Annotated in this window: 23 protein-coding genes, 4 tRNA genes and 1 pseudogene; 8 read left to right on the plus strand and 20 right to left on the minus strand. The window is 63.1% G+C overall.

The window, feature by feature from the left end; translation table 11 throughout:
- Nucleotides 1-186 precede the first annotated feature (186 nt).
- Nucleotides 187-1,518, minus strand: a complete 1,332-nt coding sequence (locus tag E8E75_RS15640; RefSeq protein ID WP_120652652.1) for an OprD family porin — start codon at nucleotides 1,516-1,518, stop codon at nucleotides 187-189.
- 254 nt (nucleotides 1,519-1,772) lie between these two features.
- On the opposite strand from E8E75_RS15640, the gene modA reads away from it, so the two are divergent.
- Complete coding sequence (gene modA / locus E8E75_RS15645) at nucleotides 1,773-2,525, plus strand: molybdate ABC transporter substrate-binding protein (RefSeq protein WP_153918861.1); 753 nt, start codon at nucleotides 1,773-1,775, stop codon at nucleotides 2,523-2,525.
- A gap of 73 nt (nucleotides 2,526-2,598) precedes the next feature.
- Here modA and E8E75_RS15650 read toward each other — a convergent pair whose 3' ends face one another.
- The 4 genes and pseudogenes from E8E75_RS15650 to E8E75_RS15665 all read right to left on the minus strand — a co-directional run bounded on the left by E8E75_RS15650 (nucleotide 2,599) and on the right by E8E75_RS15665 (nucleotide 6,758).
- Nucleotides 2,599-3,138 (minus strand): hypothetical protein, encoded by a 540-nt coding sequence (locus tag E8E75_RS15650; protein ID WP_280359391.1) that lies wholly within the window; start codon nucleotides 3,136-3,138, stop codon nucleotides 2,599-2,601.
- A 120-nt stretch (nucleotides 3,139-3,258) separates the two neighbouring features.
- On the minus strand, nucleotides 3,259-4,815 hold the full coding sequence (gene ahpF, locus E8E75_RS15655; protein ID WP_153918864.1) for an alkyl hydroperoxide reductase subunit F: 1,557 nt from the start codon (nucleotides 4,813-4,815) through the stop codon (nucleotides 3,259-3,261).
- Between the two features lie 256 nt (nucleotides 4,816-5,071).
- On the minus strand, nucleotides 5,072-5,635 hold the full coding sequence (ahpC, locus tag E8E75_RS15660) for an alkyl hydroperoxide reductase subunit C (protein ID WP_069082528.1): 564 nt from the start codon (nucleotides 5,633-5,635) through the stop codon (nucleotides 5,072-5,074).
- Nucleotides 5,636-5,791: 156 nt separating this feature from the next.
- A pseudogene (locus E8E75_RS15665) lies at nucleotides 5,792-6,758 on the minus strand (NAD(P)H-quinone oxidoreductase).
- Between the two features lie 126 nt (nucleotides 6,759-6,884).
- Here E8E75_RS15665 and E8E75_RS15670 point away from each other — a divergent pair.
- Both E8E75_RS15670 and E8E75_RS15675 read left to right on the plus strand, forming a co-directional pair.
- Nucleotides 6,885-8,966, plus strand: a complete 2,082-nt coding sequence (locus tag E8E75_RS15670) for a carboxy terminal-processing peptidase (protein WP_153918867.1) — start codon at nucleotides 6,885-6,887, stop codon at nucleotides 8,964-8,966.
- Between the two features lie 83 nt (nucleotides 8,967-9,049).
- A complete protein-coding gene (locus tag E8E75_RS15675; protein ID WP_120652657.1) occupies nucleotides 9,050-10,822 on the plus strand; it encodes a bifunctional diguanylate cyclase/phosphodiesterase in 1,773 nt (590 codons plus the stop codon).
- A gap of 1 nt (nucleotide 10,823) precedes the next feature.
- On the opposite strand, the gene E8E75_RS15680 is transcribed toward E8E75_RS15675, so the two are convergent.
- The 3 genes from E8E75_RS15680 to E8E75_RS15690 are packed head-to-tail and all read right to left on the minus strand — an operon-like array spanning nucleotide 10,824 to nucleotide 11,967.
- A complete protein-coding gene (locus E8E75_RS15680) occupies nucleotides 10,824-11,291 on the minus strand; it encodes a sel1 repeat family protein (protein WP_120652658.1) in 468 nt (155 codons plus the stop codon).
- The gene (locus E8E75_RS15685; RefSeq protein WP_153918869.1) at nucleotides 11,291-11,656 is read right to left on the minus strand and encodes a hypothetical protein; all 366 of its coding nucleotides are present in this window, start codon (nucleotides 11,654-11,656) and stop codon (nucleotides 11,291-11,293) included. The genes E8E75_RS15680 and E8E75_RS15685 overlap by 1 nt, the downstream gene beginning before the upstream one ends.
- Entirely contained in the window at nucleotides 11,653-11,967 is a 315-nt protein-coding gene (locus tag E8E75_RS15690) for a helix-turn-helix transcriptional regulator (protein ID WP_153918872.1), read from the minus strand. The genes E8E75_RS15685 and E8E75_RS15690 overlap by 4 nt, the downstream gene beginning before the upstream one ends.
- A 223-nt stretch (nucleotides 11,968-12,190) precedes the next feature.
- On the opposite strand from E8E75_RS15690, the gene E8E75_RS15695 reads away from it, so the two are divergent.
- Nucleotides 12,191-12,850, plus strand: a complete 660-nt coding sequence (locus E8E75_RS15695; RefSeq protein WP_256672943.1) for a transporter substrate-binding domain-containing protein — start codon at nucleotides 12,191-12,193, stop codon at nucleotides 12,848-12,850.
- Here the strand turns inward: E8E75_RS15695 and E8E75_RS15700 are convergent.
- The 6 genes from E8E75_RS15700 to E8E75_RS15725 all read right to left on the minus strand — a co-directional run bounded on the left by E8E75_RS15700 (nucleotide 12,838) and on the right by E8E75_RS15725 (nucleotide 14,978).
- Nucleotides 12,838-13,272, minus strand: a complete 435-nt coding sequence (locus E8E75_RS15700; RefSeq protein ID WP_120652662.1) for a DUF1232 domain-containing protein — start codon at nucleotides 13,270-13,272, stop codon at nucleotides 12,838-12,840. The two genes, E8E75_RS15695 and E8E75_RS15700, sit on opposite strands and share 13 nt — an antisense overlap.
- A gap of 372 nt (nucleotides 13,273-13,644) precedes the next feature.
- Nucleotides 13,645-14,355, minus strand: coding sequence for an FKBP-type peptidyl-prolyl cis-trans isomerase (locus E8E75_RS15705; protein ID WP_120652663.1), 711 nt, complete (start codon nucleotides 14,353-14,355; stop codon nucleotides 13,645-13,647).
- Between the two features lie 213 nt (nucleotides 14,356-14,568).
- Nucleotides 14,569-14,645, minus strand: a tRNA-Asp gene (locus E8E75_RS15710).
- A gap of 15 nt (nucleotides 14,646-14,660) precedes the next feature.
- A tRNA-Val gene (locus E8E75_RS15715) sits at nucleotides 14,661-14,736 on the minus strand.
- A gap of 74 nt (nucleotides 14,737-14,810) precedes the next feature.
- Nucleotides 14,811-14,887, minus strand: a tRNA-Asp gene (locus E8E75_RS15720).
- Between the two features lie 15 nt (nucleotides 14,888-14,902).
- Nucleotides 14,903-14,978: transfer RNA gene (locus E8E75_RS15725), tRNA-Val, on the minus strand.
- Nucleotides 14,979-15,137: 159 nt separating this feature from the next.
- On the opposite strand from E8E75_RS15725, the gene rdgC reads away from it, so the two are divergent.
- The 3 genes from rdgC (at nucleotide 15,138) to sugE (ending at nucleotide 17,515) form a co-directional block, all read left to right on the plus strand.
- Nucleotides 15,138-16,058 (plus strand): recombination-associated protein RdgC, encoded by a 921-nt coding sequence (gene rdgC / locus E8E75_RS15730; protein ID WP_120652664.1) that lies wholly within the window; start codon nucleotides 15,138-15,140, stop codon nucleotides 16,056-16,058.
- 56 nt (nucleotides 16,059-16,114) lie between these two features.
- Complete coding sequence (locus tag E8E75_RS15735) at nucleotides 16,115-17,059, plus strand: bile acid:sodium symporter family protein (protein ID WP_120652665.1); 945 nt, start codon at nucleotides 16,115-16,117, stop codon at nucleotides 17,057-17,059.
- A 141-nt stretch (nucleotides 17,060-17,200) separates the two neighbouring features.
- Nucleotides 17,201-17,515, plus strand: a complete 315-nt coding sequence (gene sugE / locus E8E75_RS15740; RefSeq protein WP_120652666.1) for a quaternary ammonium compound efflux SMR transporter SugE — start codon at nucleotides 17,201-17,203, stop codon at nucleotides 17,513-17,515.
- 42 nt (nucleotides 17,516-17,557) lie between these two features.
- Here the strand turns inward: sugE and E8E75_RS15745 are convergent, their stop codons facing one another.
- From E8E75_RS15745 to E8E75_RS15765, 5 genes are all read right to left on the minus strand, one after another.
- Nucleotides 17,558-19,432 carry an MFS transporter gene (locus E8E75_RS15745; RefSeq protein ID WP_153918880.1) on the minus strand — a complete coding sequence of 625 codons (1,875 nt, stop codon included), beginning with the start codon at nucleotides 19,430-19,432 and terminating at the stop codon, nucleotides 17,558-17,560.
- A 231-nt stretch (nucleotides 19,433-19,663) separates the two neighbouring features.
- The gene (locus tag E8E75_RS15750; protein WP_153918884.1) at nucleotides 19,664-19,993 is read right to left on the minus strand and encodes an AzlD domain-containing protein; all 330 of its coding nucleotides are present in this window, start codon (nucleotides 19,991-19,993) and stop codon (nucleotides 19,664-19,666) included.
- A complete protein-coding gene (locus E8E75_RS15755; protein WP_120652669.1) occupies nucleotides 19,975-20,706 on the minus strand; it encodes an AzlC family ABC transporter permease in 732 nt (243 codons plus the stop codon). Before E8E75_RS15755 ends, E8E75_RS15750 begins: the two co-directional genes overlap by 19 nt.
- A gap of 36 nt (nucleotides 20,707-20,742) precedes the next feature.
- Nucleotides 20,743-21,585 (minus strand): AraC family transcriptional regulator, encoded by an 843-nt coding sequence (locus E8E75_RS15760; RefSeq protein ID WP_120652670.1) that lies wholly within the window; start codon nucleotides 21,583-21,585, stop codon nucleotides 20,743-20,745.
- A gap of 2 nt (nucleotides 21,586-21,587) precedes the next feature.
- Nucleotides 21,588-22,157: a GNAT family protein gene (locus tag E8E75_RS15765; RefSeq protein ID WP_120652671.1), complete on the minus strand. Its 570-nt coding sequence runs from the start codon at nucleotides 22,155-22,157 to the stop codon at nucleotides 21,588-21,590.
- A gap of 251 nt (nucleotides 22,158-22,408) precedes the next feature.
- On the opposite strand from E8E75_RS15765, the gene E8E75_RS15770 reads away from it, so the two are divergent.
- Nucleotides 22,409-25,888, plus strand: a complete 3,480-nt coding sequence (locus tag E8E75_RS15770) for a PAS domain-containing hybrid sensor histidine kinase/response regulator (RefSeq protein WP_153918886.1) — start codon at nucleotides 22,409-22,411, stop codon at nucleotides 25,886-25,888.
- A gap of 53 nt (nucleotides 25,889-25,941) precedes the next feature.
- Here E8E75_RS15770 and E8E75_RS15775 read toward each other — a convergent pair whose 3' ends face one another.
- Nucleotides 25,942-26,361, minus strand: coding sequence for a hypothetical protein (locus E8E75_RS15775; protein WP_280359453.1), 420 nt, complete (start codon nucleotides 26,359-26,361; stop codon nucleotides 25,942-25,944).
- Between the last annotated feature and the right edge of the window lie 30 nt (nucleotides 26,362-26,391).

Genomic DNA, 26,391 nt, shown 5'->3' on the forward strand with positions numbered 1-26,391 from the left:
CGTAGGTTGGCCCGAGCCTGCAAGGCCCAACACAACGAAGCTCCGGGCGGGCCTTATTTGCCTCCCCCCAACCCTCTCCCGCAAACGGGAGAGGGAGTCGTCCGTGCTGAGGCCTGACATGGGAACCATCCCTGTAGGAGCGAATTCATTCGCGATTGAAATCGCTCCCACAGGCCCCAGGGCGCTTTACAGCAAGGTCAGGGTGTAGCTCAGGATCAGCCGGTTCTCGTCCTGGTCGCGGGCTGCGTCGCTGCGCAGTGCGGCGTTGCGCCAGGACACGCCGAGCCCCTTCAGCGGACCGTCCTGCAGCACGTAGTCGAGGCGGAAGTCGCGCTCCCACTCGCCCTGGTCGCTGCCCTGGGTCTCGATGTTGCTGCCCTTCAGGTAGGTGCCCACCGCCTTCAGCCCCGGCACGCCGAGCTTGGCGAAGTCGTAGCCGTATTCGGCCACCCAGGTGCGCTCGCCGGCGCTGAGGAACTTGCCGATCTGGCGGTCGGTGATCAGGTAGGCGGTGGCGCCATCCCCCTGGTTGAGGAAGGGGAAGGCACTGTCGCCGGAGACCTGCTGGTAGCCCAGGCTGGCCGCGTGGCCGCCGAGGGTGTAGGTGAACAGCGCGCTCCAGGTGCGGTTGTCCACTTCATAGCGGTCCGGGTCGTTGGCCGCCCAGTTGCCCGAGCTGCGGAAGCCTTCGCGGCGGCCGGCCACGCTGGCGTTCTTGCCGTCGGAATCGCTGTAGAAGTAGCGCAGGTCGGACTTCAGCGCGCCCACCGGCAGCGCCCAGTTGTGGGTCAGGCCGAGGAAGTGCTGGTTATAGAAGTCTTCCAGGTTGCCGTAGTAGTACTGCGCGAGCAGGTTGTCGCTGACCTTGTAGTCGCCCCCGGCGAAGTAGAACTTGTTGACGAACTGGCCGCTGCGGGCGTTGTTCGCGCCGGCGATCGACAGGCCACGGGCGTCGCTGGAGTTACGCCCCTTGGCGTGTTCCAGCTGGCCACCGACCAGGGTCAGGCCGGCGATCTCGCTGGAGGTCACCTGGCCACCCTCGAAGGTCTGCGGCAGCAGGCGGCCGTCGTTGTAGGTCACCACCGGCAGCTTCGGCAGCAGGGTGCCGATACGCGCTTCGGTCTTGGAAATGCGCACCTTGCCGGTCACGCCGAGGCTGCCGAAATCGTCCTTGGCGCGGCCGTCGTTGTCGGTCGGGAACACGGTGCCGCCGTAGCTGGCGCTGGTCGGGTTGTAGTGGCGGCCCTTGCCGGAATCCAGCTTCACGCCCAACAGGCCGAGGGCATCGACGCCAACCCCGACGGTGCCTTCGGTGTAGCCGGAGGCGTAGTTGAAGAGGAAGCCCTGGCCCCACTCTTCCTGCTTGGACGGCGCGTCGGCGAACTGGCGGTTGTCCGAGTTGATGTAGAAGTTGCGCAGGGTCAGGCTGGCCTTGCTGTCTTCGATGAAACCGCCAGCGGCGGCCTGCTGGGCCAGCACGCCGAGGGCGACGGCCAGGGCGAAATGAGAGCGTTTCATTGCTGTACTCCGATGCATTGGGTCTTGAAGTCCTCCCGAAACCAATCGCACATCGCTGTATTATTTTGTATATAGCGCTAGGCGAACATCATCGACCTGATCAAAAGGTCACCGAAGCAGATTGGCGGGCGGTGCAGATCAAACAGAAACTTGACTTTGAAGTCAACCAATCCCAACAATGCGTCGCAATCGCTATATAGATATATACATAACGCTAAAACAAGAACCTCAGCACTTCACCAAGGAGTCGTCTCATGAGTCATCACCTTTCCCGCGCCGCCGCCGCGCTCGTAGCTTTCGCCTTGGGCAGCGCGTCGGCCGCGGAAGTCCAGGTGGCTGTCGCCGCCAACTTCACCGCGCCGATCCAGGCCATTGCCAAGGACTTCGAGAAAGATACCGGCCACAAACTGGTCGCCGCCTCCGGTGCCACCGGCCAGCTCTTTACCCAGATCAAGAATGGCGCCCCCTTCGAGGTCTTTCTTTCGGCCGACGACACCACTCCGGCCAAGCTGGAAATAGAAGGCGATTCGGTGCCTGGCTCACGCTTCACGTACGCCATCGGCACCCTGGTGCTTTGGTCGGCGCAGGACGGCTATGTGGACGCCAAGGGCGATGTGCTGAAGAGCGGCCAGTACAAACACCTGTCCATCGCCAATCCGAAGACTGCACCTTACGGCCTGGCGGCCACCCAGGTGCTGGACAAGCTGGGCCTGGCCTCTGAAGTCAAACCCAAGCTGGTGGAAGGCCAGAACATTACCCAGGCCCTGCAGTTCGTTTCCAGCGGGAATGCCGAGCTGGGCTTCGTCGCCCTGTCCCAGGTGTACAAGGACGGCAAGATCACCAGCGGCTCCGCCTGGATCGTGCCGGCCGACATGCATGAGCCGATCAAGCAGGACGCACTGATCCTGAAGAAGGGCGAAGCCAATCCGGCCGCCAAGGCACTGGTGGACTACCTGAAGGGGCCAAAGGCTGCGGAAGTGATCAAGTCTTACGGCTATCAGCTGTAACGACGGCACGGGGTGACGCTCCCTCACCCCCGGCCCCTCTCCTGGAGCGAAAGGGGCGCCTGTCGGCGACGACTCAGTCGTCGCCCTCCTCCATCGCGGCCTTGAGGGCCTCGTACGCCGGGGCGGCGTAAATACCGACGTCCACGGCCAGTTGCATGACCTTCTCCAGATCGTTCTTGTAGACCAGTACGCACTGCAGTTCGTCATCCAGCGGCTCGCTGAAATCCACCAGCACGTAGCCACCCTTTTCCGGGTAGAGACTGCCCATCTGAACCTGGATACGGTTGAGGGCCTTGAGTGGCTCGACCTTCACCAGTTGCTTGGGCTTGAGCACGAAATTCACGCTCGGACCGAAAGAATCCACCACCTGCTGGAACAACTGGTCGTAGCTGTCTGCCTGGAACAGCACGGTATCCGGTAGGCTGCCCACCACCACCCACTCGCCGAGGGGGATGGGGAAGCTGTCGTCGTAGTTGATATCGGGGTTGGCGGCGAGGAAGGCGTCCGCATCGGCGTAAGCCTGGGTCGCCTCAGAGGCGACGCGTTCGATCTCATCCTCGGCCATGCAGCCGGAGCTGATTGCCGCGATCAATTCGATAAGTTGCTGTTTCACGAGAAGAGCCCTGCCGCTTGAGGAACGAAAGCGCGAAGGATACAGGGAAGCCACACGGACATAAAAAAAGCGGAGGACCCTTTCGGGCCTCCGCCATATCAGCACACCACGCTGAGTAAATCAGGTCGTACGGATCAGGTGATCGAAGGCCCCCAGCGACGCCTTGGCGCCCTCACCCACGGCGATCACGATCTGCTTGTACGGAACGGTTGTCACATCGCCCGCAGCGAACACGCCGGGGATATTGGTCTGCCCCTTGGCGTCGACGATGATCTCGCCGCGCGGGGACAGCTCCACAACGCCCTTCAGCCACTCGCTGTTGGGCAGCAGGCCAATCTGCACGAAGATGCCTTCTAGTTCCAGGGTGCGCAGCTCGTCAGTGGTGCGGTCCTTGTAGACCAGGCCATTGACCTTCTGGCCGTCGCCTTTCACTTCAGTGGTCAGCGCGCTCTTGATGACGTTGACGTTGGGCAAGCTGGCCAGCTTCTTCTGCAGCACGGCGTCAGCACGCAGCTTGTCGTCGAATTCGATCAAGGTGACCTGGGCAACAAGGCCGGCCAGGTCGATAGCAGCTTCCACGCCGGAGTTGCCTCCACCGATCACCGCCACACGCTTGCCCTTGAACAACGGGCCGTCGCAGTGCGGGCAGTAGGCCACGCCACGGCCGCGGTATTCCTGCTCGCCGGGCACGTTCATTTCGCGCCAGCGGGCGCCGGTGGAGAGGATCACGGTTTTCGCCTTCAGCGACGCACCGCTCTCGAACTTGACTTCATGCAGCTCGCCCTCAGCCTTGGCCGGGACCAGCGCACTGGCGCGCTGCAAGTTCATGATGTCGACGTCGTATTGCTTGACGTGCTCTTCCAGGGCGCGGGCCAGTTTCGGGCCTTCGGTCTCCTGAACGGAGATGAAGTTCTCGATGGCCATGGTGTCCAGCACCTGGCCACCGAAGCGCTCGGCGGCAACGCCGGTGCGGATGCCTTTGCGCGCCGCGTAGATGGCTGCGGAAGCACCAGCAGGGCCACCGCCGATCACCAGCACGTCGAAAGGCGCCTTGGCATTCAGTTTCTCGGCATCGCGAGCGGCGGCGCCGGTGTCGATCTTGGCGAGGATTTCTTCCACGCCCATGCGGCCCTGGCCGAACAGTTCGCCGTTCAGGTAGATGCTGGGCACAGACATGATCTGGCGCTGCTCGACTTCATCCTGGAACAGTGCGCCGTCGATGGCGACGTGGCGGATGTTCGGGTTGAGCACGGCCATCAGGTTCAGCGCCTGCACCACGTCGGGGCAGTTCTGGCAGGACAGCGAGAAATAGGTTTCGAAAGTGAACTCACCTTCGATCGACTTGATCTGCTCGATCACGTCGGTGCCGAGCTTGGACGGGTGACCGCCCACTTGCAGCAAGGCCAGCACCAGCGAGGTGAACTCGTGGCCCATGGGAATGCCGGCGAAGCGCAGGGAGATGTCCGCGCCAGGGCGATTCAGGGAGAACGACGGACGACGGGCGTCGCTACCATCGGTCTTCAGGGTGATCTTGTCGGTCAGGCCGACGATGTCTTGCAGCAGCCCGAGCAATTCGCGGGATTTGTCGCCGTCATCGAGGGACGCGACGATCTCGAACGGCTGGGTGACCTTTTCGAGGTAGGCCTTCAACTGGGTTTTAAGATTGGCGTCCAACATGTGCGAATTCCTTTATTGCGGGCATGAGTCACCCCTCGGCGGCCGTCGCCAGCCGCCCGAAACGGGATGAGGGGTGATGCAGACGGATGGCCAGGCCATCCGCCGAAGCAAGAAGCGAAATGGGATGGAACACGTCGCGAGCGACGGCAGTGCAAGGCGAAATCAGGCGAGGGCGCGGAGTTTACGAGCTGTAAATGAGCAGCCCGAGCCTGATTTCAACGCAGCAATGCCTAGCGCAGCAGCGTTCCGCCCATTCTTAGATCTTGCCTACGAGGTCGAGGGAAGGAGCCAGAGTGGCTTCGCCTTCTTTCCACTTGGCCGGGCAGACTTCGCCCGGGTGAGCGGCAACGTACTGGGCAGCCTTGACCTTGCGCAGCAGCTCCTGGGCGTCACGGCCGATACCGCCAGCGTTGACTTCAACGATCTGGATCTTGCCTTCCGGGTCGATCACGAAGGTGCCACGGTCAGCCAGGCCTGCTTCTTCGATCAGTACTTCGAAGTTCTTGGACAGAACCCAGGTGGGGTCGCCAACAAGCGGGTACTGGATCTTGCCGATGGTGTCGGAAGTGTCGTGCCAGGCCTTGTGGGTGAAGTGGGTGTCGGTGGACACGCCGTAGATTTCCACGCCCAGCTTCTGGAACTCGGCGTAGTTGTCAGCCAGGTCGCCCAGCTCGGTCGGGCAGACGAAGGTGAAGTCGGCCGGGTAGAAGAAGAATACGGACCACTTGCCCTTCAGGTTGGCTTCGGTCAGTTCGACGAACTTGCCGTGGTGGTAGGCGGTGGCTTTGAACGGTTTGACTTCGGTGTTGATCAGAGACATCGCAACGTCCTCGTTGGGTTAGAAATTTACCCGACAAAGACTATTGGGTTATTCCAAAAAGAGCATATTGAATGACCCCATCAGAACGATTGATTACCTCAATGCAACTCCTCGACGCCCCGGACCACGGGGGCTTGAGCGTCGAGGAAAGGGACGTCAAACCAGGCTTTCGTCCAGCACAAGCACTAGTTTTCCTTCCACTTGGTTGCTCGCCAGGGCTTCGAAAGCCGCCTCGGCGTCCTTGGCAGGGAAGGCTCGTTCCAGTCTCGGTTGCAGGCGGCCCTCCTCGAACAGCGGCCATACGTGCTGGCGCAATTCGCTGATGAGATCGGCCTTGAACTGCTCGTCGCGGCTGCGCAGGGTGGACCCGATCAGTTGCACGCGCTTACCCAGCAGCAGAGCCATGTCGAGCTCGGCCTTGCGTCCGCCCATCAGGCCGATGTTCACCCAGCGGCCATCGGTGGCAGCCAGGGCGAGGTTGAGACTGGCATAGTTGCCCCCCACCGGATCGAGGATCACGTCGAAGGGCGCGAAGTCACGCAGGCTTTCCAGAGCTTCGCCACGCAGCGCACCGCCCTGGGCCCCAAGGGATTCGCAATAGGCCAGGCGCTCGGCCGACCCCACACTGACCCAGCAGGGATTGCCGAAAGCCTTGCACAGCTGGATGGAGGCGGAGCCGACGCCGCTTGCGCCAGCATGCAGCAGCACCTTTTCGCCCGGCCTGAGAGCGGCCAGCTGGAACAGGTTGAGCCAGGCGGTCGCATAGACTTCGGGCAACGCGGCGGCTTCGGCCAGGGATAGCCCCTCTGGCGCCGGCAGCACATGGCGCGCATCCACCACGACTTCCTCGGCCATGCCCCCCCCCGGCGAGCAGGCAGCAGACACGGTCACCTACCTGCCAGGCACCACTGCCCGGGCCCACTTCGGCGATCACCCCGGAGGCTTCCAGTCCCAGGATATCGCTGGCCCCTGGCGGCGGCGGATATAGTCCCGCACGTTGTAACAGGTCGGCTCGGTTCAGACCGGCGGCGGCCACACGAATCCGCACTTGCCCCACATCACAGGCCGGGCTGGCCCGCTCCCCCCACTCCACGCGCCCTTCGACGCCTTGCAATGCCTTCACGGTGCCTCCATAGTGAGCTTGGACCTGGCCCGGCGACCTGCTGGGCCTTCGCGTTGCGCCAATGGAACCCGGCGCCCTCAAATACGGCCTAATATGCGTTATCACCTGTCCCGACGTCGAATCAGCATGAAGCGCTCCCTGATCAGTTCTGCCCTTGCCTTGGCCCTCAGCGTCAGCGTCCTGCCGTTGCATGCCGCCCCTACCGCCCCGAACAGTTGGGACTCCATTCAGCCCGACCGTGAACAGGTGATCGCCAGCCTCAATGTGGTGGAGCTGCTCAAGCGTCATCACTACAACAAGCCGCCGCTCAACGACGAGCGCTCGGTGAAGATCTACGAGGGCTACCTCAAGCTGCTCGACCCGGCACGGATGTATTTCACCGCCGGCGATATCGCCGAGTTCGACAAATGGCGCACGCGTTTCGACGACCTGCTGAAAAGCGGCGACCTGGAGCCGGGCTTCATCATCTACAAACGTCATCTGGACCGACTCAAGGAGCGCCTGGACTTCGCCCTGGCGCTGCTGGACAAGGGCGTCGACAAGATCGACTTCAATGTCGACGAAAGCCTGGAGATCGATCGCGAGAAGGCGCCCTGGGCCAAGGACCGCGCCGCCCTCGACGACCTCTGGCGCAAGCGCGTGAAAGATGAAGTGCTGCGCCTGAAGATCGCCAAGAAGGAACCCAAGGCCATCCAGGAGTTGCTGGTCAAACGCTACAAGAACCAGCTCTCCCGCCTCGAGCAGACCCGTGGCGAGGATGTGTTCCAGGCCTACATCAATGCCTTTGCCCAGACATACGACCCGCACACCCAGTACCTCTCCCCGGACAACGCGGAGAACTTCGACATCAACATGAGCCTGTCCCTCGAGGGCATCGGCGCCGTGCTGCAAAGCGACAACGAGTACGTGAAGGTGGTGCGCCTGGTCCCGGCGGGTCCGGCCGAGAAGAGCAAGCAGGTAGCACCGGCGGACAAGATCGTCGGCGTCGCGCAGGGCAATGGCGAAATGGTCGACGTGATCGGCTGGCGCCTGGACGAAGTGGTCAAGCTGATCCGTGGCCCGAAAGGCTCTGTGGTTCGCCTGGAAGTGATCCCGGCCAGCAACGCGCCAAACGACCAGACCAGTAAGATCGTCGCCATCACCCGCGAAGCGGTGAAGCTCGAAGAACAGGCTGCGAAGAAATCCGTACTCAACCTCGAGCATGAAGGCAGCAAGTTCAAGCTCGGCGTGATCGAGGTACCGGCCTTCTACCTGGACTTCAAGGCGTTCCGCGCTGGCGACCCCGAGTACAAGAGCACCACCCGCGACGTGAAGAAACTCCTCGGCGAATTGCAGAAGGAAAAAGTCGACGGCGTGGTCATCGACCTGCGCAACAACGGCGGCGGCTCCTTGCAGGAAGCCACCGAGCTGACCGGCCTGTTCATCGACCAGGGCCCGACCGTATTGGTGCGAAATAGCGACGGCCGCGTCGACGTGCTGGCCGACGAGAACACCGGCGCCTACTACACCGGCCCGATGGCCGTACTGGTCAACCGCCTGTCCGCGTCGGCTTCGGAGATTTTCGCCGGCGCCATGCAGGACTATCACCGCGCGTTGATCATCGGTGGCCAGACCTTCGGAAAAGGCACCGTGCAGACCATCCAGCCGTTGAACCACGGCGAGCTGAAGCTGACCCTGGCCAAGTTCTACCGCGTCTCCGGCCAGAGCACCCAGCACCAGGGCGTGCTGCCGGACATCGAGTACCCCTCGGTTGTGGATACCAAGCAGATCGGTGAAAGCGCCCTGCCAGAGGCCATGCCCTGGGACAGCATCCGTCCGGCCATCAAGCCTGAACTGGACCCGTTCAAGCCGTTCCTGGCTGAGCTGAAGTCTCGCCACGATGCGCGCACCGCGCAGGATCCGGACTTCGTCTACAGCCGTGAGCGCCTGGCGCTGGCCCAGAAACTGCTGAAGGAGACTGAGGTCAGCCTCAATGAGACCAAGCGTCGCGCCCAGCAGTCCGACATTGAAGCCAAGCAGTTGGCGATGGAAAACACCCGTCGTAAGGCCAAGGGCGAGGAACTCTTGAAGGAACTCAAGCCGGAAGACGAAGACGCCGCACCGGTAGAAGAGGAAAAGACCAAGCCGGAAGACGACGCCTACCTGACTGAAACCGGGCAGATCCTGCTGGACTATCTGGGTCTGAACGCAGCTGTGGCGAAACATTGAAATGATGTCATAAGGCCGTCACACAACTGTCGTGAAATCCGGGGGCCGCAATTGCGGCCCCTTTCTTTTTCACGAGTAACAGCATGACCGTCACCGAGCAGTTGAGCGCACTGGGCCTGATCCTCGCTCACGGCGACTTGCACAGCCTGTTTCAGCCGATTCTGTCGCTGTCGGAGCGACGCATCCTCGGCTACGAGGCGCTGACCCGCGGCCCCTCCAACAGCCCTTTGCACTCCCCCATGACCCTGTTCGCGGTGGCGCGCCACGCCGGACGTCTGAGCGAACTTGAAATGGCCTGCCGCAAGACTGCGTGCCACCGTTTCAAGGACCTCAAGCTCGATGGCCTGCTGTTCCTCAACGTGTCTCCGGAGTCCCTGCTGGACCCGGCGCACCAGCCAGGCCGCACCTTGAAGATGCTGCAAGCCTTCGGTATCCCTCCGAGCCAGGTGGTGATCGAACTGACGGAGCAAACTCCGACCGAAGACTTCAACCTGCTCGATACCGCCCTGCACCATTACCGCGCCATGGGCTTCTCCATCGCCCTCGACGATCTGGGTGCAGGCTATTCCAGCCTCCGCCTCTGGTCCGAACTGCGCCCGGACTATGTGAAGATCGACCGCCACTTCATCGACGGTATCCACCAGGACGCGGTGAAGCGAGAGTTCGTCGAGTCTATCCTGAAGATGGCAAAAGCCTCGCGGGCCCAGGTCATCGCCGAAGGTATCGAACTGCCGGAAGAGCTCGCGGTGCTTGCGGAAATGGGGGTCGACCTGGTCCAGGGCTACCTGCTTGGACGCCCCCAGGAACGTCCCTCGCGAGACGCCCGCGCGTTGTTGCCGACAATGGAATCGCTCAGCAGCATGAACGAGGAGAACCGCGACCTCTGCGCACTACTCAACGAACAGCTGGCGGTACATGAGGACACGCCCATCCACGAGGTGCTGGAAACGTTCCGGGCCCAGGCCAACCTCAACTCGCTGGCTGTGCTGGACGCCCATCAGCGCCCGGTTGGCATCGTGCATCGTCATCTGCTCTCCGAAGCCCTGCTGCGTCCTTTCGCTACTGACCTGTTCACCCGGAAATCGGTGAATCGACTGATGAGCGCAGACTTCCTCGCCGTGGAGATGGGGCAGTCGCTGCAACAGGTCAGCCGCCTTATCACCAGCCGTGCGCGGCAACGTATCGAAGAGGACTTCATCATCATTCTCGACGGTCGCTACCGGGGCCTCGGACGGGTGATCGACGTGCTCAAGCTGATTACCGAACTGAAGATCCAGCAAGCCCGCCATGCCAATCCACTGACCCTGCTACCGGGCAACGTGCCCATCCAGCAATGCCTGACACGCCTGCTGCAACAACGCCGTCAGGCGGTGGTTTGCTACGTAGACATCGACAGCTTCAAGCCCTTCAACGACCTCTATGGCTACGCCAAGGGCGACGAGGTGCTGCTGTGCCTGGCCCAGTGCCTGAGCGAGCGCGTGGACCCGGCACGGGACTTCGTCGGTCATATCGGCGGTGACGATTTCATGCTGGTACTGGGATCGGACGATTGGCGCATGCGGCTCAACCATCTGCTGGAAGACTTCCAGGGTCAGTGTCGGCGCTTCTACCGCAACGATCATTTGGAGGCGGGCTGCTTCGTTGCCCACAATCGCCACGGCCAGCGCGAGGAGTATCCGTTGCTGTCGCTGTCCATCGGTGTAGTAACACTCAAGGCCGAAGACTGCGTGCGGCTTGATGCCTCGCAACTGGCGGGGCTCGCCTCGGAGGCCAAACGCCACGCCAAGACAATGCCAGGCTACAGCTTGCACATCATCGAAGCGGTTTCATCAGGGGCGGAGTCAATCCCCCAATGAGTCAGAGACCGAGCTCACCTGCGCGCTGCTCAGCGCGCCTGGCCGAATCGCCATCGGGCTCCAGGCCCGGGCCGCCGTCGCGGTAAAGGTCGACCAGCTTTCGCGCCGCCAGTGGATGACCGGCATCGGCCGCCAGCTTCCACCAGCGTGCAGCTTCCGCGGCATCCGGAGCCTGGCGGGCATCGCCGGCCAGACTCAGCACACCGAGCTGATAAGCGGACTTGCCATCTCCGGCCTGAGCTGCCAGACGGAGCAGGCGAATACCCTCTTCCCGCGCGCCGAAGCCATGTCCCCGGTGCAGCAGGAGATGGCCGTAAAAGCTCTGTGCAGGAACATCGCCCAAAGCAGCCATGCGCGCGAACTGGCCTTGCATCCACTGCCAGGCACGCGGATGGGCCACCAGCTTGGGGAAGCGCATGAGCCGGCGTGCCACCAGGTAGCCGAGCCGAGCCCGCAGCTTCCAGAGCATCACTGCTCCTCGGGGTAGGTGAACTCGAACACCCGTGCCACTTCAGCCGCATGCCAGGACGCGGCAGCGGTGCCATCCGGTGGACCGGCGAAGCGGCCAAGGCGTTCCACACACTCGAAGAAGCCGGTACGCGGCAGGCGGCTGGCGCCCTGGCTGATCACCAGGGAGCTACGCAACGGGCGCTCGGCGCGTGCATCGAGGGCGGCCAGGTGTTCGAGGGCCGCGGTGAGAGTCTGCATCGCCGGGGACGGCAATTGCAGGCGCTCGATCAACGCGCGGTAGGTCAGCAGGTGACGCTGGCGGCGAGCATCTTCCAGTTCATCCAACAAGGCTTGCCAGTGCTGGCGGCTGATTCGCAGACTCAAGATCCGGACTCCCAGCCGGATACGCCGAGGACACGCGCCAGACTACGCTTAATGGCTTCGTCGGGCTCGCGTTCGCCGCTTTCGATCAGCCCGAGGTAGTGAGGGCTGATCCCCACGGTGCGGGCCAATTGCTCCAGACTCTGGCCTTGCGCTTCGCGCAGCGACTTCAGTTGTCCGAGCGCAACCTTGGCTTGTTCGGTGGCCGACTCCGTAGTGGCCTGGCCGGCGGCGCGCAGCAGCGCCTGGTATTCGGACCAGGGCAGTACCGCGTACTCCGCCTGGCCGTCACGCATGATCACTTGCACACTCATTGAAGCTCCCCGTGGAACGCAGTGCCGACTGCTTCAGCACCTCCATGCAGGCGGCCATATTATCAGGCCGAGGGCCCGCAGAGGGTGAACTATACTGCGTCCACCTGGCGGGGGAAGGCTCGTGACGCGGCATTTTCTTATAGTTCTCTGGATACTTGTCAGCCTCTGGCCCGGACTATCACTGGGCGAGGAGTTGCGCTGGGGTTTTGGCCCGGCCGATGGCATGCCCTACGCACAGGTAAGCGACCATGCCCTGCTCGGCGGTTTCATCCGTCATCTGGGCGAACGCATCGCCAAAGACCTGTCCATAAAAGTCAGCTTCATCGAAACGCCGAACAAGCGCATCGAGGAATCCCTGAAGAACGGGCGCATCCACCTGATCTGCAATTCGAATCCGGAATGGATGGTGGACGCAGCTGCGTATCACTGGTCGCCATCGCTGTTCGAAGAGGAAGACGCCCTCCTTCAGCATCGTGATAGCCCGCGCATCGCCAGCCTTGCCGACCTCAAGGGCAAGGTACTGGGTACCAGCCTGGGCTTCGCCTACAGCATGCCGCTGATGGAAGCCTTCGCGAACAACGACGTGGAACGCAAGGACGTGCGCGATCTCGACACCCGCCTGAACTTGCTAAGCCACAAGCGACTGGACGCCATCATCGATATGCGCCGCGCCCTTGCCTATGAACTGGCCGTGCGACCCGACGCCCCGCTGGTATTCAGTCCCTGGGTAGTGGAACGCTACCGGCTGCACTGCGCCTATGGCCGTCAGCTGCCGATACCGGCCGAACAACTGGACGCCGCCCTGCAACGCCTGAGGGACAGTGGTGAAATCGAATCATTGCTACAGGGCGAGCAACAGCGCGCGGGACTTCAGGATCGCTGAGAATCCGGCGCCGGCAACTGTTCCAGGGCTGCTCGTACAGCCGGCGTCTGTCCATCGCGCCACGCACGGAAGGCATCCAGTTCGCCACCCCAGGTTTTCAGGACCCACGCCAGCACCGCCAGATCGTCGACAAAGCCCATGCCTACCAGCCAATCCGGCAGCGCATCGAGCGGCGTGACGAAGTAAATCAAGGCTCCCACCACGGCGAGAAACGCCTTGGGGTTGATCTGCCGGTACTCACCGCGCAGCCAGGCATTGGCGAGGGACAGTAACAGTCGCAGGTCATCCTTCACCGCACCAAGCCGGCCGCTCTGACTCGAGCTCTTGCGCGATACCGCCAGCAGCAGTGACGGCAATCGCCCACCGGCGAGGAAACGCTGCGCCAGGGTCAGGTAACGCTGGAAATTCCAGGGTGCTTTCACGGCTACTCCTCGGCAGAAGCCTGGCCTAGAGGGCTTGGCGCGGTTATCCACGAAATCTGTGGATAACCTTGTTAACAGTTTTCCACATTACAGGGAAAAGGCCCATGTCATGCGGCTCCGCGACAGATCGGGCAAATTTTGCCCACTACCAAAAGGCCAGGAAAATCAATCATTTGACCAGACGGTCTGCAATGCGACTGCAAGTCGCACCGAGCACAATCGTGGTTACCCGGTCATGTGCATAACCGTAACACCTTTTCGACGCTCTACTCCCGATGTGACTGAAAAGTCGACTTCAGGCTCAGATGAGACTGGCGCTGGAAACGAAAACGCCCCGTCGAGACGGGGCGTTCACGCGAAGGCAACTGCCGCTTATTGCTTGTCGGCGGCCGCCGGATCCTTGATGCCGAGCAGTTCCAGGTCGAACACCAGAACCGAGTTGGCCGGAATGGCCGGGCTCGGGCTCTGCTCGCCATAGGCCAGCTCGCTGGGGATGAAGAGTTTGACCTTCTCACCCACGTGCATCAGTTGCAGACCTTCGACCCAACCCGGGATCACGCCATTGACCGGCAGGTCGATGGGGCTGCCACGCTGGACGGAGCTGTCGAAGACGGTACCGTCAGTCAGCTTGCCTTCGTAGTGAACGGTCACCACGTCAGTCGCCTTGGGCTGGGCACCCTCGGCCTTCTTGACGATCTCGTACTGCAGGCCGGAAGCGGTGGTCACAACACCTTCGCGCTTGCCGTTGTCTTCGAGGAATTTCTTGCCGGCTTTTGCGTTCTCGGCATTCAGCGCGGTCATGCGCTCTTCGGCACGCTTCTGCAGGAAGGCGAAGGCTTCAACCAGCTCTTCGTCCTTCAGGCGCTGCTCTTTCTTGCCGATGGCATCTTCGATGCCCTGGGCGACAGCCTTGGGATCGAGGTCGTCCATACCTTCCTGGGCGAGGCTCTTGCCCATGTTCAGGCCAATACCGTAGGAGGCTTTCTGGGCCGGAGTCTTGAGTTCAACGCTGGTCTGCGAATCGCAGCCCGCGAGAACCAGGCCCACCAGGGCCACAGCGGCCGCCAACCGATGTTGTTTCATGCTGAATCCTTGTCTGTCGCCATGATGGCAATACGATGGAGCGGCGAGCTTAGCAGGCCGCCGCGAGAGGTGGCTATGGGCAATAAGAACGGAGAGTCTGCAATAAGTTCAGCAGCTTGCGCGGCATCACGTAAGCATTGACTGCAGTGTTGCCGGGGATTTTCGACAGGCAAAGAAAAAGCCCCCAGGCATTGCTACCTGAGGGCTTTTGTATGGCGCAGCGGACGGGACTCGAACCCGCGACCCCCGGCGTGACAGGCCGGTATTCTAACCGACTGAACTACCGCTGCGCGTAACCTTGAAACTGGTGGGTGATGACGGGATCGAACCGCCGACCCTCTGCTTGTAAGGCAGATGCTCTCCCGGCTGAGCTAATCACCCCAATATGCGCCCAATGAAGGGTCACACACTAAATGAAAAACCCTCAGGCATTACTACCTGAGGGCTTTCGAATATGGCGCAGCGGACGGGACTCGAACCCGCGACCCCCGGCGTGACAGGCCGGTATTCTAACCGACTGAACTACCGCTGCGCGTAACTGCGAGATTGGTGGGTGATGACGGGATCGAACCGCCGACCCTCTGCTTGTAAGGCAGATGCTCTCCCGGCTGAGCTAATCACCCTTCACTCTCGAAGTGGGGCGCATTCTAGAGAGGTATCCCGCCTCTGGCAAGTCCCTTTTGAAAAAAAATTATCAGGCCTTCCAAAGGCTTAGCTCAGGGTTGAGCCCGACGCCTCCCGATGAGAATAATGCGCGCTTTGTGTCCGGAGGTTTTCCCCTTATGTGGTTTCGCAACCTGCTTGTCTATCGCCTCACCCAGGATCTGAATATTGATGCCGAGGCGCTGGAAGCCGCGCTGGCGACCAAGCCCGCACGGCCATGTGCCAGCCAGGAGCTGACCACCTACGGTTTCGTGGCGCCGTTCGGCAAGGGCGCGGATGCACCACTGGTGCACGTCAGCGAAGGCTTCTTCCTGGTTGCCGCGCGCAAGGAAGAACGCATCCTCCCCGGCAGCGTGGTGCGTGACGCCCTGAAAGAAAAGGTCGACCAGATCGAGACCGAGCAGATGCGCAAGGTCTACAAGAAGGAACGCGACCAGCTGAAGGACGAGATCGTCCAGACTTTCCTGCCGCGCGCCTTCATCCGCAAGTCCGCTACATTCGCAGCTATCGCGCCGGCCCAGGGCCTGATCCTGGTCGATGCGTCCAGCCCCAAGCGCGCCGAAGACCTGCTTTCCACCCTGCGTGAAGCGATCGGTTCGCTGCCGGTGCGTCCGGCTTCAGTGAAGATCGCCCCCACCGCTACCCTCACCCAGTGGGTCCAGACCCAGGAAGCGGCCAGCGACTTCTACGTGCTGGACGAGTGCGAACTGCGCGACACCGACGAAGACGGCGGCGTGGTGCGCTGCAAGCGCCAGGACTTGACCAGCGACGAAATCCAGCTGCACCTGACTTCCGGCAAGTTGGTCACCCAGCTTTCCCTGGCCTGGCAAGACAAGCTGTCCTTCATCCTCGACGACAAGCTGGTGATCAAGCGCCTGCGCTTCGAGGATCTGCTGCAAGAGAAGGCCGAGCAGGATGGTGGTGATGACTCCCTGAGCCAACTCGACGCCAGCTTCACCTTGATGATGCTGACTCTGGTGGAGTTCATCCCGCAGCTCTTCGAAGCCCTGGGCGGCGAAGAGATTCCGCAGGGCGTCTGACCCCTCCGAGCGCCGGTCCCGAGCCGGCGCTTTCACAACGGAGAGAAGGAGGCGCCATGCACGCCCTCGTCACTTTCAGTCGCTTCGTCGGCAACACCTTTGCCTTCTGGATCCTGCTGTTCGCGGTACTGGCCTTCTACCAGCCCGCCTGGTTCCTGCCGGTCATCCACTGGCTGGTCCCGCTGCTCGGCCTGATCATGTTCGGCATGGGGCTGACGCTCAAGACCGAAGACTTCCGCGAGGTGTTGCGACGCCCGTTGCGGGTGCTGATCGGCGTACTGGCGCAGTTCATCATCATGCCGGGACTGGCGTGGCTGCTTTGCAAGCTGATGCAACTACCGGCAGAGATCGCCGTCGGCGTCATCCTGGTGGGCTGCTGCCCAGGCGGCACCGCCTCTAACGTGATCACCTGGTTCGCCCGTGGCGATGTCGCCCTGTCGGTAGCCATTACCGCTGCGACTACGCTACTCGCCCCGCTGGTAACGCCGGCGCTGATCTGGCTGCTGGCCACGGAGTGGCTGCCGGTCCAGTTCGGCGCCCTGTTCACGTCCATCCTGCAGGTGGTGGTCCTGCCCATTGCGCTCGGACTGGTCGCCCAACGGCTGCTGGGAGAACGCGTCCGCCTGGCGGTCGACGTGCTGCCGCTGGTATCGGTGGTGTGCATCGTCGCGCTCGTCGCCTCGATCGTAGCCGCCAGCCAGGCGAAGATCGCCGAATCCGGCCTGCTGATCATGGCCGTAGTGGTCCTGCACAATGGGCTCGGTCTGGCCCTGGGGTACTTGGCGGGCCGCCTCTGTGGCCTGCCGCTGGCCCAGCGCAAGACGCTCTCCATCGAAGTCGGAATGCAGAACTCGGGACTCGGCGCGGCCCTTGCGACCGCGCATTTCTCGCCGCTGGCCGCAGTGCCCAGCGCGCTGTTCAGCGTCTGGCACAACCTCTCAGGATCGCTGCTGGCTGCGGTGTTCCGGCGCATGGATGAGCCCCGGAAGGAACGCGAGTAACCCCATCCCACCTGGCCGGTCGGACTTGTCCAACCGGCCAAGATGTGCAAAATACTGCGCAACGTAAGGACGACCTTACCACTCTGCGAGTGATCGACGGGGACGGCCCCATTTCAATCTGTCGTCCAACTGGAGGTCACCATGTCCTGGATCATTCTCTTCTTCGCAGGCCTGTTCGAGGTGGGTTGGGCCGTCGGCCTGAAGTACACCGACGGCTTCAGCAAGCCACTACCCACGGCCCTCACCGTCATCGCCATGCTCATCAGCCTGGGCCTGCTTGGCCTGGCCATGAAAGAGTTGCCGCTGGGCACTGCCTACGCTATCTGGACGGGGGTCGGCGCGGTCGGCACTGTCATCGCCGGCGTCATCCTGTTCGGCGAATCCATGGCGCTGGTACGCCTGCTCAGCGTCGCGTTGATCATCGGCGGCCTGATCGGCCTCAAGCTCAGCCACTGACCCCTACATCGGAAAAGCCCGCCATTCGGCGGGCTTTTTCATTCAGCGGGCATCGCCTCGCAGTTCGGCCACCTGCAACTGCAGGCTCTGCCTGTCGGCCAACTCAGGCGATACCGGAGCCCCCGCCACCAGGCGTATGCGTGACCAGAAGCGCTTGAAGAGTCCTTTGGACGGATCACGGCTGAAGAAGCTGCCCCAAAGCCCCTGCAGCGCCATCGGGATTACCGGCACCGGGTTCTCCTCGAGGATACGTTCGATGCCGTTCTTGAACTCGTTCAGTTCGCCGTCGCCGGTCAGCTTGCCCTCGGGGAAGATGCATACCACCTCACCATTGCGCAGATACTCGGCGATCTTCTTGAAGGCCGCATCGTAGACCAGCAGATCCTCGTGGCGCGCCGCGATCGGCACGGTACCGGCGGTGCGGAAGATGAAGTTCAGCACCGGAAGCTGGTAGATCTTGTAGTACATGACGAAGCGCACCGGGCGCCGCACCGCGCCGCCAATCAGCAACGCATCGACGAAGGACACGTGGTTGCACACCAGCACCGCCGGCCCTTCCTCGGGAATCGCCTCAAGGCCTTTGTGTTCTACGCGATACATGGAATGGCCAAGCAGCCAGACCAGGAAGCGCATCGTGAACTCGGGGACGATCTTGAAGATGTAGCTGTTCACCGCGATGTTCATCAGCGACACCACCAGGAACAGTTCGGGGATCGACAGCCCGGCGACGCTGAGGAAAAGGATCGAGGCGATGGCCGAGACCACCATGAACAGCGCGTTGAGAATGTTGTTCGCGGCGATCACCCGCGCGCGCTCGTTCTCCGCCGTGCGCGACTGGATCAGCGCGTAGAGCGGCACGATGTAGAAACCGCCGAACAGCCCGATGCCGAGGATGTCGGCAAGGATCAGCCAGGACTGGCCATGACCGAGCAGCGCCAGCCAGTCGTGCGGCGTCGCACCTTGCGGGAACTCACCGGAATGCCACCAGAGCAACAGGCCGAACAGGGTCAGGCCAATGGAACCGAAGGGCACCAGGCCGATTTCCACCTTGCCGCCCGAGAGGCGCTCGCAAAGCATCGAGCCCAATGCAATCCCCACCGAGAACACCGTGAGGATCAGTGTCACCACGCTTTCGTCGCCGTGCAGCAGCTCCTTGGAATAGGCCGGGATCTGCGTCAGGTAGACGGCCCCGAGGAACCAGAACCAGGAGTTACCCACCAGAGAGCGCGATACCGAAGGGCGCTGACCAAGCCCCAGGCGCATGATCTGCCAGGACTGGCGGAAGATGTTCCAGTCGAGCGCGAGCCCCGGCAGCGCTGCCGCTGCGCGTGGAATGCCGCGACTGGCCAGGTAGCCGAGACTGGCAGTGAGCACGATGGCGCAGGCCACGATCGGCTCGTAGCGCTCGACGGACATCATGAGGCCGGCACTAATGGTGCCCGCGAGAATGGCCAGGAAGGTGCCCATCTCCACCAGGGCGTTGCCCCCTACCAGTTCGTCCTCACGCAGCACCTGCGGCAGGATCGAGTACTTCACCGGGCCGAACAGCGCCGAGTGGGTGCCCATGGCGAATAGCGCCAGGAACAGCAGCGGCAGACTGTCGAAGAAGAAGCCCAGGGCCCCCACCGCCATGATGGCGACCTCGGCCAGCTTGATGGCGCGGATCAGCGCGTCCTTGGCGAACTTCTCGCCGAACTGTCCGCCCAGTGCGGAAAACAGGAAGAACGGCAGGATGAACAGCAGCGCGCAGAGGTTGGTGAAAACACTCTTGTCGCCGGAAATGGCGAGTTTGTAGAGGATGGCGAGAATCAGCGACTGCTTGAAGATGTTGTCGTTGAACGCGCCGAGCAACTGAGTCACGAAGAACGGCAGGAATCGCCGTGTGCCCAGCAGGGCAAATTGCGAGTGTTGGCTCATCTTCCTTGGTACCTGGTCATTAGCAGGGATACGGCCCCGTGCGCATGAATTCGCACGTCGCTGATTGGACTGCAGGACTATGGCGGAAAGCCACATTGGCCAGAAGGTTGTTTGTGCGAATTCGCAAAAGACCGTCTGTGTAGGGGCGAATTCATTCGCCAAGGGCGGCGAGGCTGCCCCCTGCAAAGTCAAAGGGCGAACCTGCTGTCCGCTTGGCGATTAAGATCGCCCCTACATCGGCAGTTGCCCCAGCACCCAGCGCAGCAGGAAGAACAGCACCAACCCACCAAGGATGGTCGCCAGCAGGTGGCGGCTCAGGGCAGCAATCAGGATTGCACCAAGCCCGGCCAGCAGGTAGGCGTTGTCCAGCGCCAAGTGAAAGTGCTGGCCGTCGGGCATCAGCATTCCCGGCACGACGATGGCGGTGAGCACAGCGGTCGGCACGTAGTGCAGGCCCTGGCGCACCACCGGCGGGAAACTGAGGTTCGGCCAGGCGAACAGGCTGTAGCGGATGGCGAAGGTGATGACCGCCATGCCGAAGATCAGGCTCCAGGTTTGCATGAGATACCCTCCCCCAGCAGGTCGAGGCGATAACGACGTTCCAGCACCACCCCGACGACGATGCCGCTCAAGGCAGCCGCCATCAGGCCCAGCTTGTAGGGCAGGCCATGACAGATCAGCGCCACGGCGCCGGCCACGAGCGCGGCAGCCACCTGCGGCTTGTTGCGCAGCATGGGCACGACGATGCCGATGAATGTGGCGAGCATGGCGAAATCGAGGCCCCATGCCGCCAGGTTGGGCACCGCCTGGCCAAACAGCACGCCCACCAGGGTGCAGAGCTGCCAGTTCAGGTACATGGCCAGGGCCCCGCCGAAGAAGTACCAGTGCTTGTGCGGCGAGTCGTCCTTCTCGGCATAACGATGCTGGACCACCGCGAAGGCCTCGTCCGTCAACCAGAACGCCAGAGGCATGCGCCAGCGCGTCGGCAGGTGGCGCACGTACGGCTGCAGGGTTGCGCTGTACAGGGCGTGGCGCAGGTTGACCACGAAGGTGGTCAGCAGCACCACGGCCATCCCGGCGCCCCCGCTGAGCAGGGTGATGGCGATGAACTGGGACGAGCCGGCGAACACCAGCAGCGACATGCCGATGGTCTGCCAGGCGGACAAGCCGGCGCCCGCGGCCAGGGTGCCGAAAATGATGCCGAACGGAATCGCGCCAACGATCATCGGAACGATGTCGCGGGCGCCGTGGATGAACTCAGTGATACGGGACATGTGGCCTCCTTGTCCCGAAAGGCTAGCGTCAGGCCATCAGTGCGTCTTGAACGATCTTGCGCACGCGTTGCGATATTCGCCCGGCCCAACGCCATAAGCCTGCTTGAACTGGCGGGTCAGATGGCTCTGATCGGCGAACCCCAGCTGTGCCGCCACACCGGCTGGCGCGCAACCGGCCTTGAGCAGGGCACGGGCCTGATCCAGGCGCTGCTGCTTGAGCCAGGCGTGGGGCGGCATGCCGGTGGCGCGGCGGAAGGTACGAGCGAAATGGAATGGCGAGAGCTTCACGGCAGTGGCCAGTTCCTCGAGGGACGGCGGCTCGGCCAGGCGTTCACGCAGCAGTTCCTTGGCACGCAGCACAGCCAGAGGCTCACGGCCCGGGGCGCCGGGCTCGGGCAGCCTGGAATGACGACGGAACAGCGACAACAGGGCCTCGCGCCAGGCAGTCTGCTGTTGCAGGGCACTGGCATTTGCCTCCAGCAGCCGATGCAGATGGGTGAACATCTGGACCAGGTCGGGATCGTGATGAACGCTGCCGATAAAGGCCGGCATGCCAGCCAGAGGAAGCTCGAGCTCCTCCAGGGCGCTGCGTACCAACGCGATATCCGGATAGAACACCCGGTAGCGCCAACCGTCGTCGTGTCCCTTGGAACCGGTGTGCACCTCATCCGGGTTGATCAGCGCCAGGCTGCCGGCACCGGCCAGGTGATCGACGCCGCGATAGCGATAGCGCTCGGCCCCTGCCTCCACCACGGCGATCACATAGCCGTCGTGTACATGGGGGGCGAAGCGATGTTCGATGTAGCGAGCAGACAGCAGCTCCAGGCCATCCAGATGGCCCGCCTGCCAGAAATGCGCGTCTTCCCTATGCTCGCCCAAGGTTATGCGCTGAACAGCGCCTCCAGCCGTTGCTTCACGCCCGGCCAGTCGTGGTCGGTGATGCTGTAGAGCACGCTGTCGTCAAGGCGGCCGTCAGCCAGGCGACGATGGTTGCGCAGCACGCCCTCGCGCTGGGCGCCGAGCTTTTCGATGGCGCGCTGGGAGCGCAGGTTGCTGGCGGCGGTTTTCAGTTGCACCCGCACCACTTGCCACTCCTCGAATGCATGGCGCAGCATCAGATACTTGATCGAGGCATTCAGGCCACTGCCGTGCTCACCGGCGGCGAGCCAGGTCCAGCCAATCTCGGCGGCCGGCAGGTTGGGCATGAAATCGGAGAAACGCGTGGTGCCTACCAGGTTGTCACCCAGGCGAATGGCGAAGACCACCGCCCGCCCTTCCCGCTGGTCGGCCAGGGCGTGGCGATACCAGTCGGGTCGCAGGGGGCCGTTCATGTAGGCCAGGGCTTCGCGGTTGGCCTCAGCCAGGGTAACCAGCGCCGGGATGTCGGCCTCTGCCAGCGGTTCGAGGCGCAAGGCGCCGCGCTGCAGGATGACCGGTTGTGGATTGAACATCTGCGCCCTCCTCAGGCGAAAGAACCCTGCCGGATGAGAACGTCGCGCCAAGCGGAAGTGCCGTGCAGGTTCCCACGCGAGACAAACAAAACTGCGCGGGCAATGGAGCACGCTAGCAGCCCCGGTGCGGGGGCTCAATAGCGCCTGCGACCTTGGTAGCAGCGGCCTGACGAATTGCCGACTTTGGTGCGAAACTGCTGGAAGTCGAAATCTCGCGGGCATGCCCCGCCACCGCACCATCCGGAGCTGCAATGTCGCTGTCCAGCGGGCTGATCGCCACGGTCGCCTTCCTCTACATGGCCATCCTCTTCGCCATCGCCTTCTATGGCGACCGACGCAGCACACCCCTGTCGCCGCGCATGCGCGCCTGGGTCTACAGCCTGTCCCTGGCGGTGTACTGCACCAGCTGGACCTTCTTTGGCGCTGTCGGCCAGGCCGCCGGTCAGGTCTGGAACTTCCTGCCCATCTACCTGGGCCCCATCCTGCTGCTGCTGTTGGCGCCCTGGGTGGTGCAGAAGATGGTGATCATCAGCAAGCAGGAGAACATCACTTCCATCGCCGACTTCATCGCCGCGCGCTATGGCAAATCCCAGGCCCTGGCGGTAGTGGTGGCTCTGATCTGCCTGGTCAGCGTGCTGCCCTACATCGCCCTGCAGCTGAAGGGCATCGTCCTCGGGGTGAACCTGCTGATCGGCCCAAGTGCCGAATCCTCTGGCACCCGCGCCCAGGACACAGCGCTCATCGTGTCGCTGGTGCTCGCCCTGTTCACCATCCTCTTCGGCACCCGCAACCTGGACGCGACTGAACACCACCGCGGCATGGTGCTGGCGATCGCCTTCGAGTCCCTGGTCAAGTTGCTGGCCTTCCTCGCAGTGGGCGCCTACGTCACCTTCGGCCTGTTCGACGGTTTCGACGACCTGTTCACCCGTGCCCGCAGCGCTCCGCAGCTGGAGCACTACTGGTCGCAATCCATGGACTGGTCCTCGCTGCTGGTGCAGACCGGCGTCGCGATGCTCGCGATCATCTGCCTGCCCCGGCAATTCCACGTGACGGTGGTGGAGAACATCGAACCGCGTGACCTCCGCCAGGCACGCTGGGTGTTCCCCATCTACCTGGCCCTGGCGGCGCTGTTCGTGGTGCCCATCGCCCTGGCCGGGCAGATGCTGCTGCCCAGCGGTGTGATCCCGGACTCCTTCGTCATCAGCCTGCCGCTGGCCGAGGCGCACCCGGCCCTGGCGCTGCTGGCCTTCATCGGTGGTGCGTCGGCCGCCACCGGCATGGTGATCGTCGAAGCCGTGGCCCTGTCCACCATGGTTTCCAACGACATGCTGCTGCCATGGCTGCTGCGCCGGCAGAACGCCGAACGCCCGTTCGAAGTGTTCCGCCACTGGATGCTCTCGGTACGCCGGGTGAGCATCGTGGTGATCATCCTGCTGGGTTACGTCAGCTACCGCCTGCTGGGCTCCACCGCGAGCCTGGCGACCATCGGCCAGATCGCCTTTGCCTCCATCGCCCAGCTCGGCCCGGCCATGATCGGCGCGCTGTTCTGGAAGCAGGCCAACCGCCGTGGCGTGTTCGCCGGCCTCGCTGCCGGCGCTGCCCTCTGGGCCTACACCCTGGTATTGCCGGTTATGGCTCGCGGCCTCGGCTGGCCGCTGGAAAACTTCCCCGGCCTCTCCTGGATGATGGAAAACCCCCTGAACCTGCCCATCGAACCCCTGACCCAGGGCGTGGTGATCTCGCTGGCGGGCAACTGGATCCTCTTCGCCTGGGTGTCGGTGTTCTCCCGCACCCGCGTGTCCGAGCACTGGCAGGCCAGCCGCTTCGTCGGCCAGCAGGTTTCCGCACGAGCCAGTTCCCGCACCCTGCTGGCGGTCCAGGTGGACGACCTGCTGATGCTCGCCTCGCGCTTCGTCGGTGAAGAGCGCGCGCGGCAGAGCTTCATCCGTTTCGCCTATCGCCTGGGCATCAGCTTCAACCCGGCGCAGAACGCCAACCAGGATTGGATCACCCACACCGAACGCCTGCTCGCCGGCGTACTCGGCGCCTCGTCGGCGCGGGCCGTGGTGAAGGCGGCCATCGAAGGCCGCGAGATGCAGGTGGAGGACGTTGTGCGCATCGCCGACGAGGCTTCCGAGGTGCTGCAGTTCAACCGAGCCCTGCTTCAAGGCGCCATCGAGAACATCACCCAGGGCATCAGCGTCGTCGACCAGTCGCTGCGACTGGTGGCCTGGAACCGCCGCTATCTGGAGCTGTTCGACTATCCCGAAGGCCTGATCAGCGTCGGCCGCCCCATCGCCGACATCATCCGCTACAACGCCGAACGTGGACTCTGCGGGCCCGGCGAGGTGGAATCCCATGTCGCTCGCCGCTTGTTCTGGATGCGCCAGGGCAGGCCGCACACCTCGGAGCGCCTGTTCCCCAATGGCCGGGTCATTGAACTGATCGGCAACCCCATGCCCGGTGGCGGCTTCGTCATGAGCTTCACCGACATCACCGCCTATCGCCAGGCCGAACAGGACCTCAAGGATGCCAACGAAGGGCTGGAACGACGGGTCACCGAACGGACCCTGGAACTCTCCCAACTCAACCACGCGCTGATCGAGGCCAAAGGCACGGCGGAAGCGGCCAACCAGTCCAAGACCCGCTTCCTCGCCGCCGTCAGTCACGACCTGATGCAACCGCTCAACGCCGCGCGACTGTTCTCCGCCGCCCTTGGCCACCAGCAGGAGGTCCTGCCCCGCGAGGCCCGCGAACTGGTCAACCACCTGGACAGCTCGCTGCGCTCGGCCGAGGACCTGATCACCGACCTGCTGGACATCTCGCGCCTGGAGAGCGGCCGAGTCACTCCCGACCGTACCGCTTTCCCGCTGGCTTCGCTGTTCGACACCCTCGGCGCCGAGTTCAAGGTGCTGGCCCAGGAGCAGCACATGGACTTCCGCCTGCGCGGCAGCAAGCTGCGCGTGGAAAGCGACATGAAACTGCTGCGCCGAATCCTGCAGAACTTCCTGACCAACGCCTTCCGCTACGCCAAGGGACGCGTCCTGCTGGGTGCCCGGCGCGACGGCGACAATCTGCGCCTGGAGGTCTGGGACCGTGGCCCCGGTATCCCGGAAGACAAGCGCAAGGTGATATTCGAGGAGTTCAAGCGCCTGGACAGCCATCAGACCCGCGCCGAGAAAGGCCTGGGGCTGGGCCTCGCCATCGCCGACGGCCTCTGCCGCGTGCTCGACCACAAGCTGGAAGTGCGCTCCTGGCCGGGCAAGGGCAGCGTGTTCAGCGTCACCGTGCCGCTGGCGCGCGTTCAGCAACCCTCGCCTGTGGTGCAGAAACTGGCCGAAGCCAACGGCCAGACGCTCAACGGCACCCAGGTACTGTGCATCGACAACGAGGACAGCATCCTCACTGGCATGCACAGCCTGCTGTCACGCTGGGGCTGCCAGGTGTGGACGGCGCGCAACCGCCTGGAATGCGAACACCTGCTGGCCGAGGAAGTGCGGCCGCAACTGGCGCTGGTGGACTACCACCTCGATGAAGGCGAGACCGGCACCGAACTCATGGCCTGGTTGCGGACCCGCCTGGGTGAACCGTTGCCCGGCGTGGTGATCAGCGCCGACGGCCGCGCCGAGCTGGTGGCCGAAGTCCACGCCGCCGGCCTGGACTATCTGGCCAAGCCGGTGAAGCCGGCCGCGCTACGGGCACTGATCAGCCGGCACGTGAACCTGCGCTGAAGGCGATCTCCGTTAGTGGGAGCGAATAGATTCGCGATGAGCCGGACGGCAGATCAGTCTTCCTCGTCCTCACGCACCAGCACACAGTGCATGCCTTCTTCGTCTTCGTTGCAGTCGTAGAGGTAGAACATCTGTACCTCGCCGGAAGCGGCGACCACCGCGACGAAGTCCCCGGCATCGGCGAGGAAGAAATCACGCGTCGACGGATCGGCCTGGCATTCGATCAGCGCCGTGACGAACGAGGCGGGATCGATATCGCCGAAGTAATCCTCGCGGTCCTGCGCGCTCCATTCAGCCGGAGCCTTGAATGCACCGGTAAAGAGAATGCGCGCATCGCCCAGATCTTCTTCTTCCGCGTCCAGGTCGTTCTCGTCGGGACGATAGAGTGAGCAATCCAGGGCATCGGCATGACTTAGCACGGCCTCGCGGGCAGCCAGGCGCTTTTCCGGATCGAGTCCGGCGGCCAGGCAAATCTGGGCCCAGCTGTCTTGTTCGCGTGGGGA

It is taken from the genome of Pseudomonas sp. BN606, assembly GCF_029873115.1.
Taxonomy (GTDB): Bacteria; Pseudomonadota; Gammaproteobacteria; order Pseudomonadales; family Pseudomonadaceae; genus Metapseudomonas.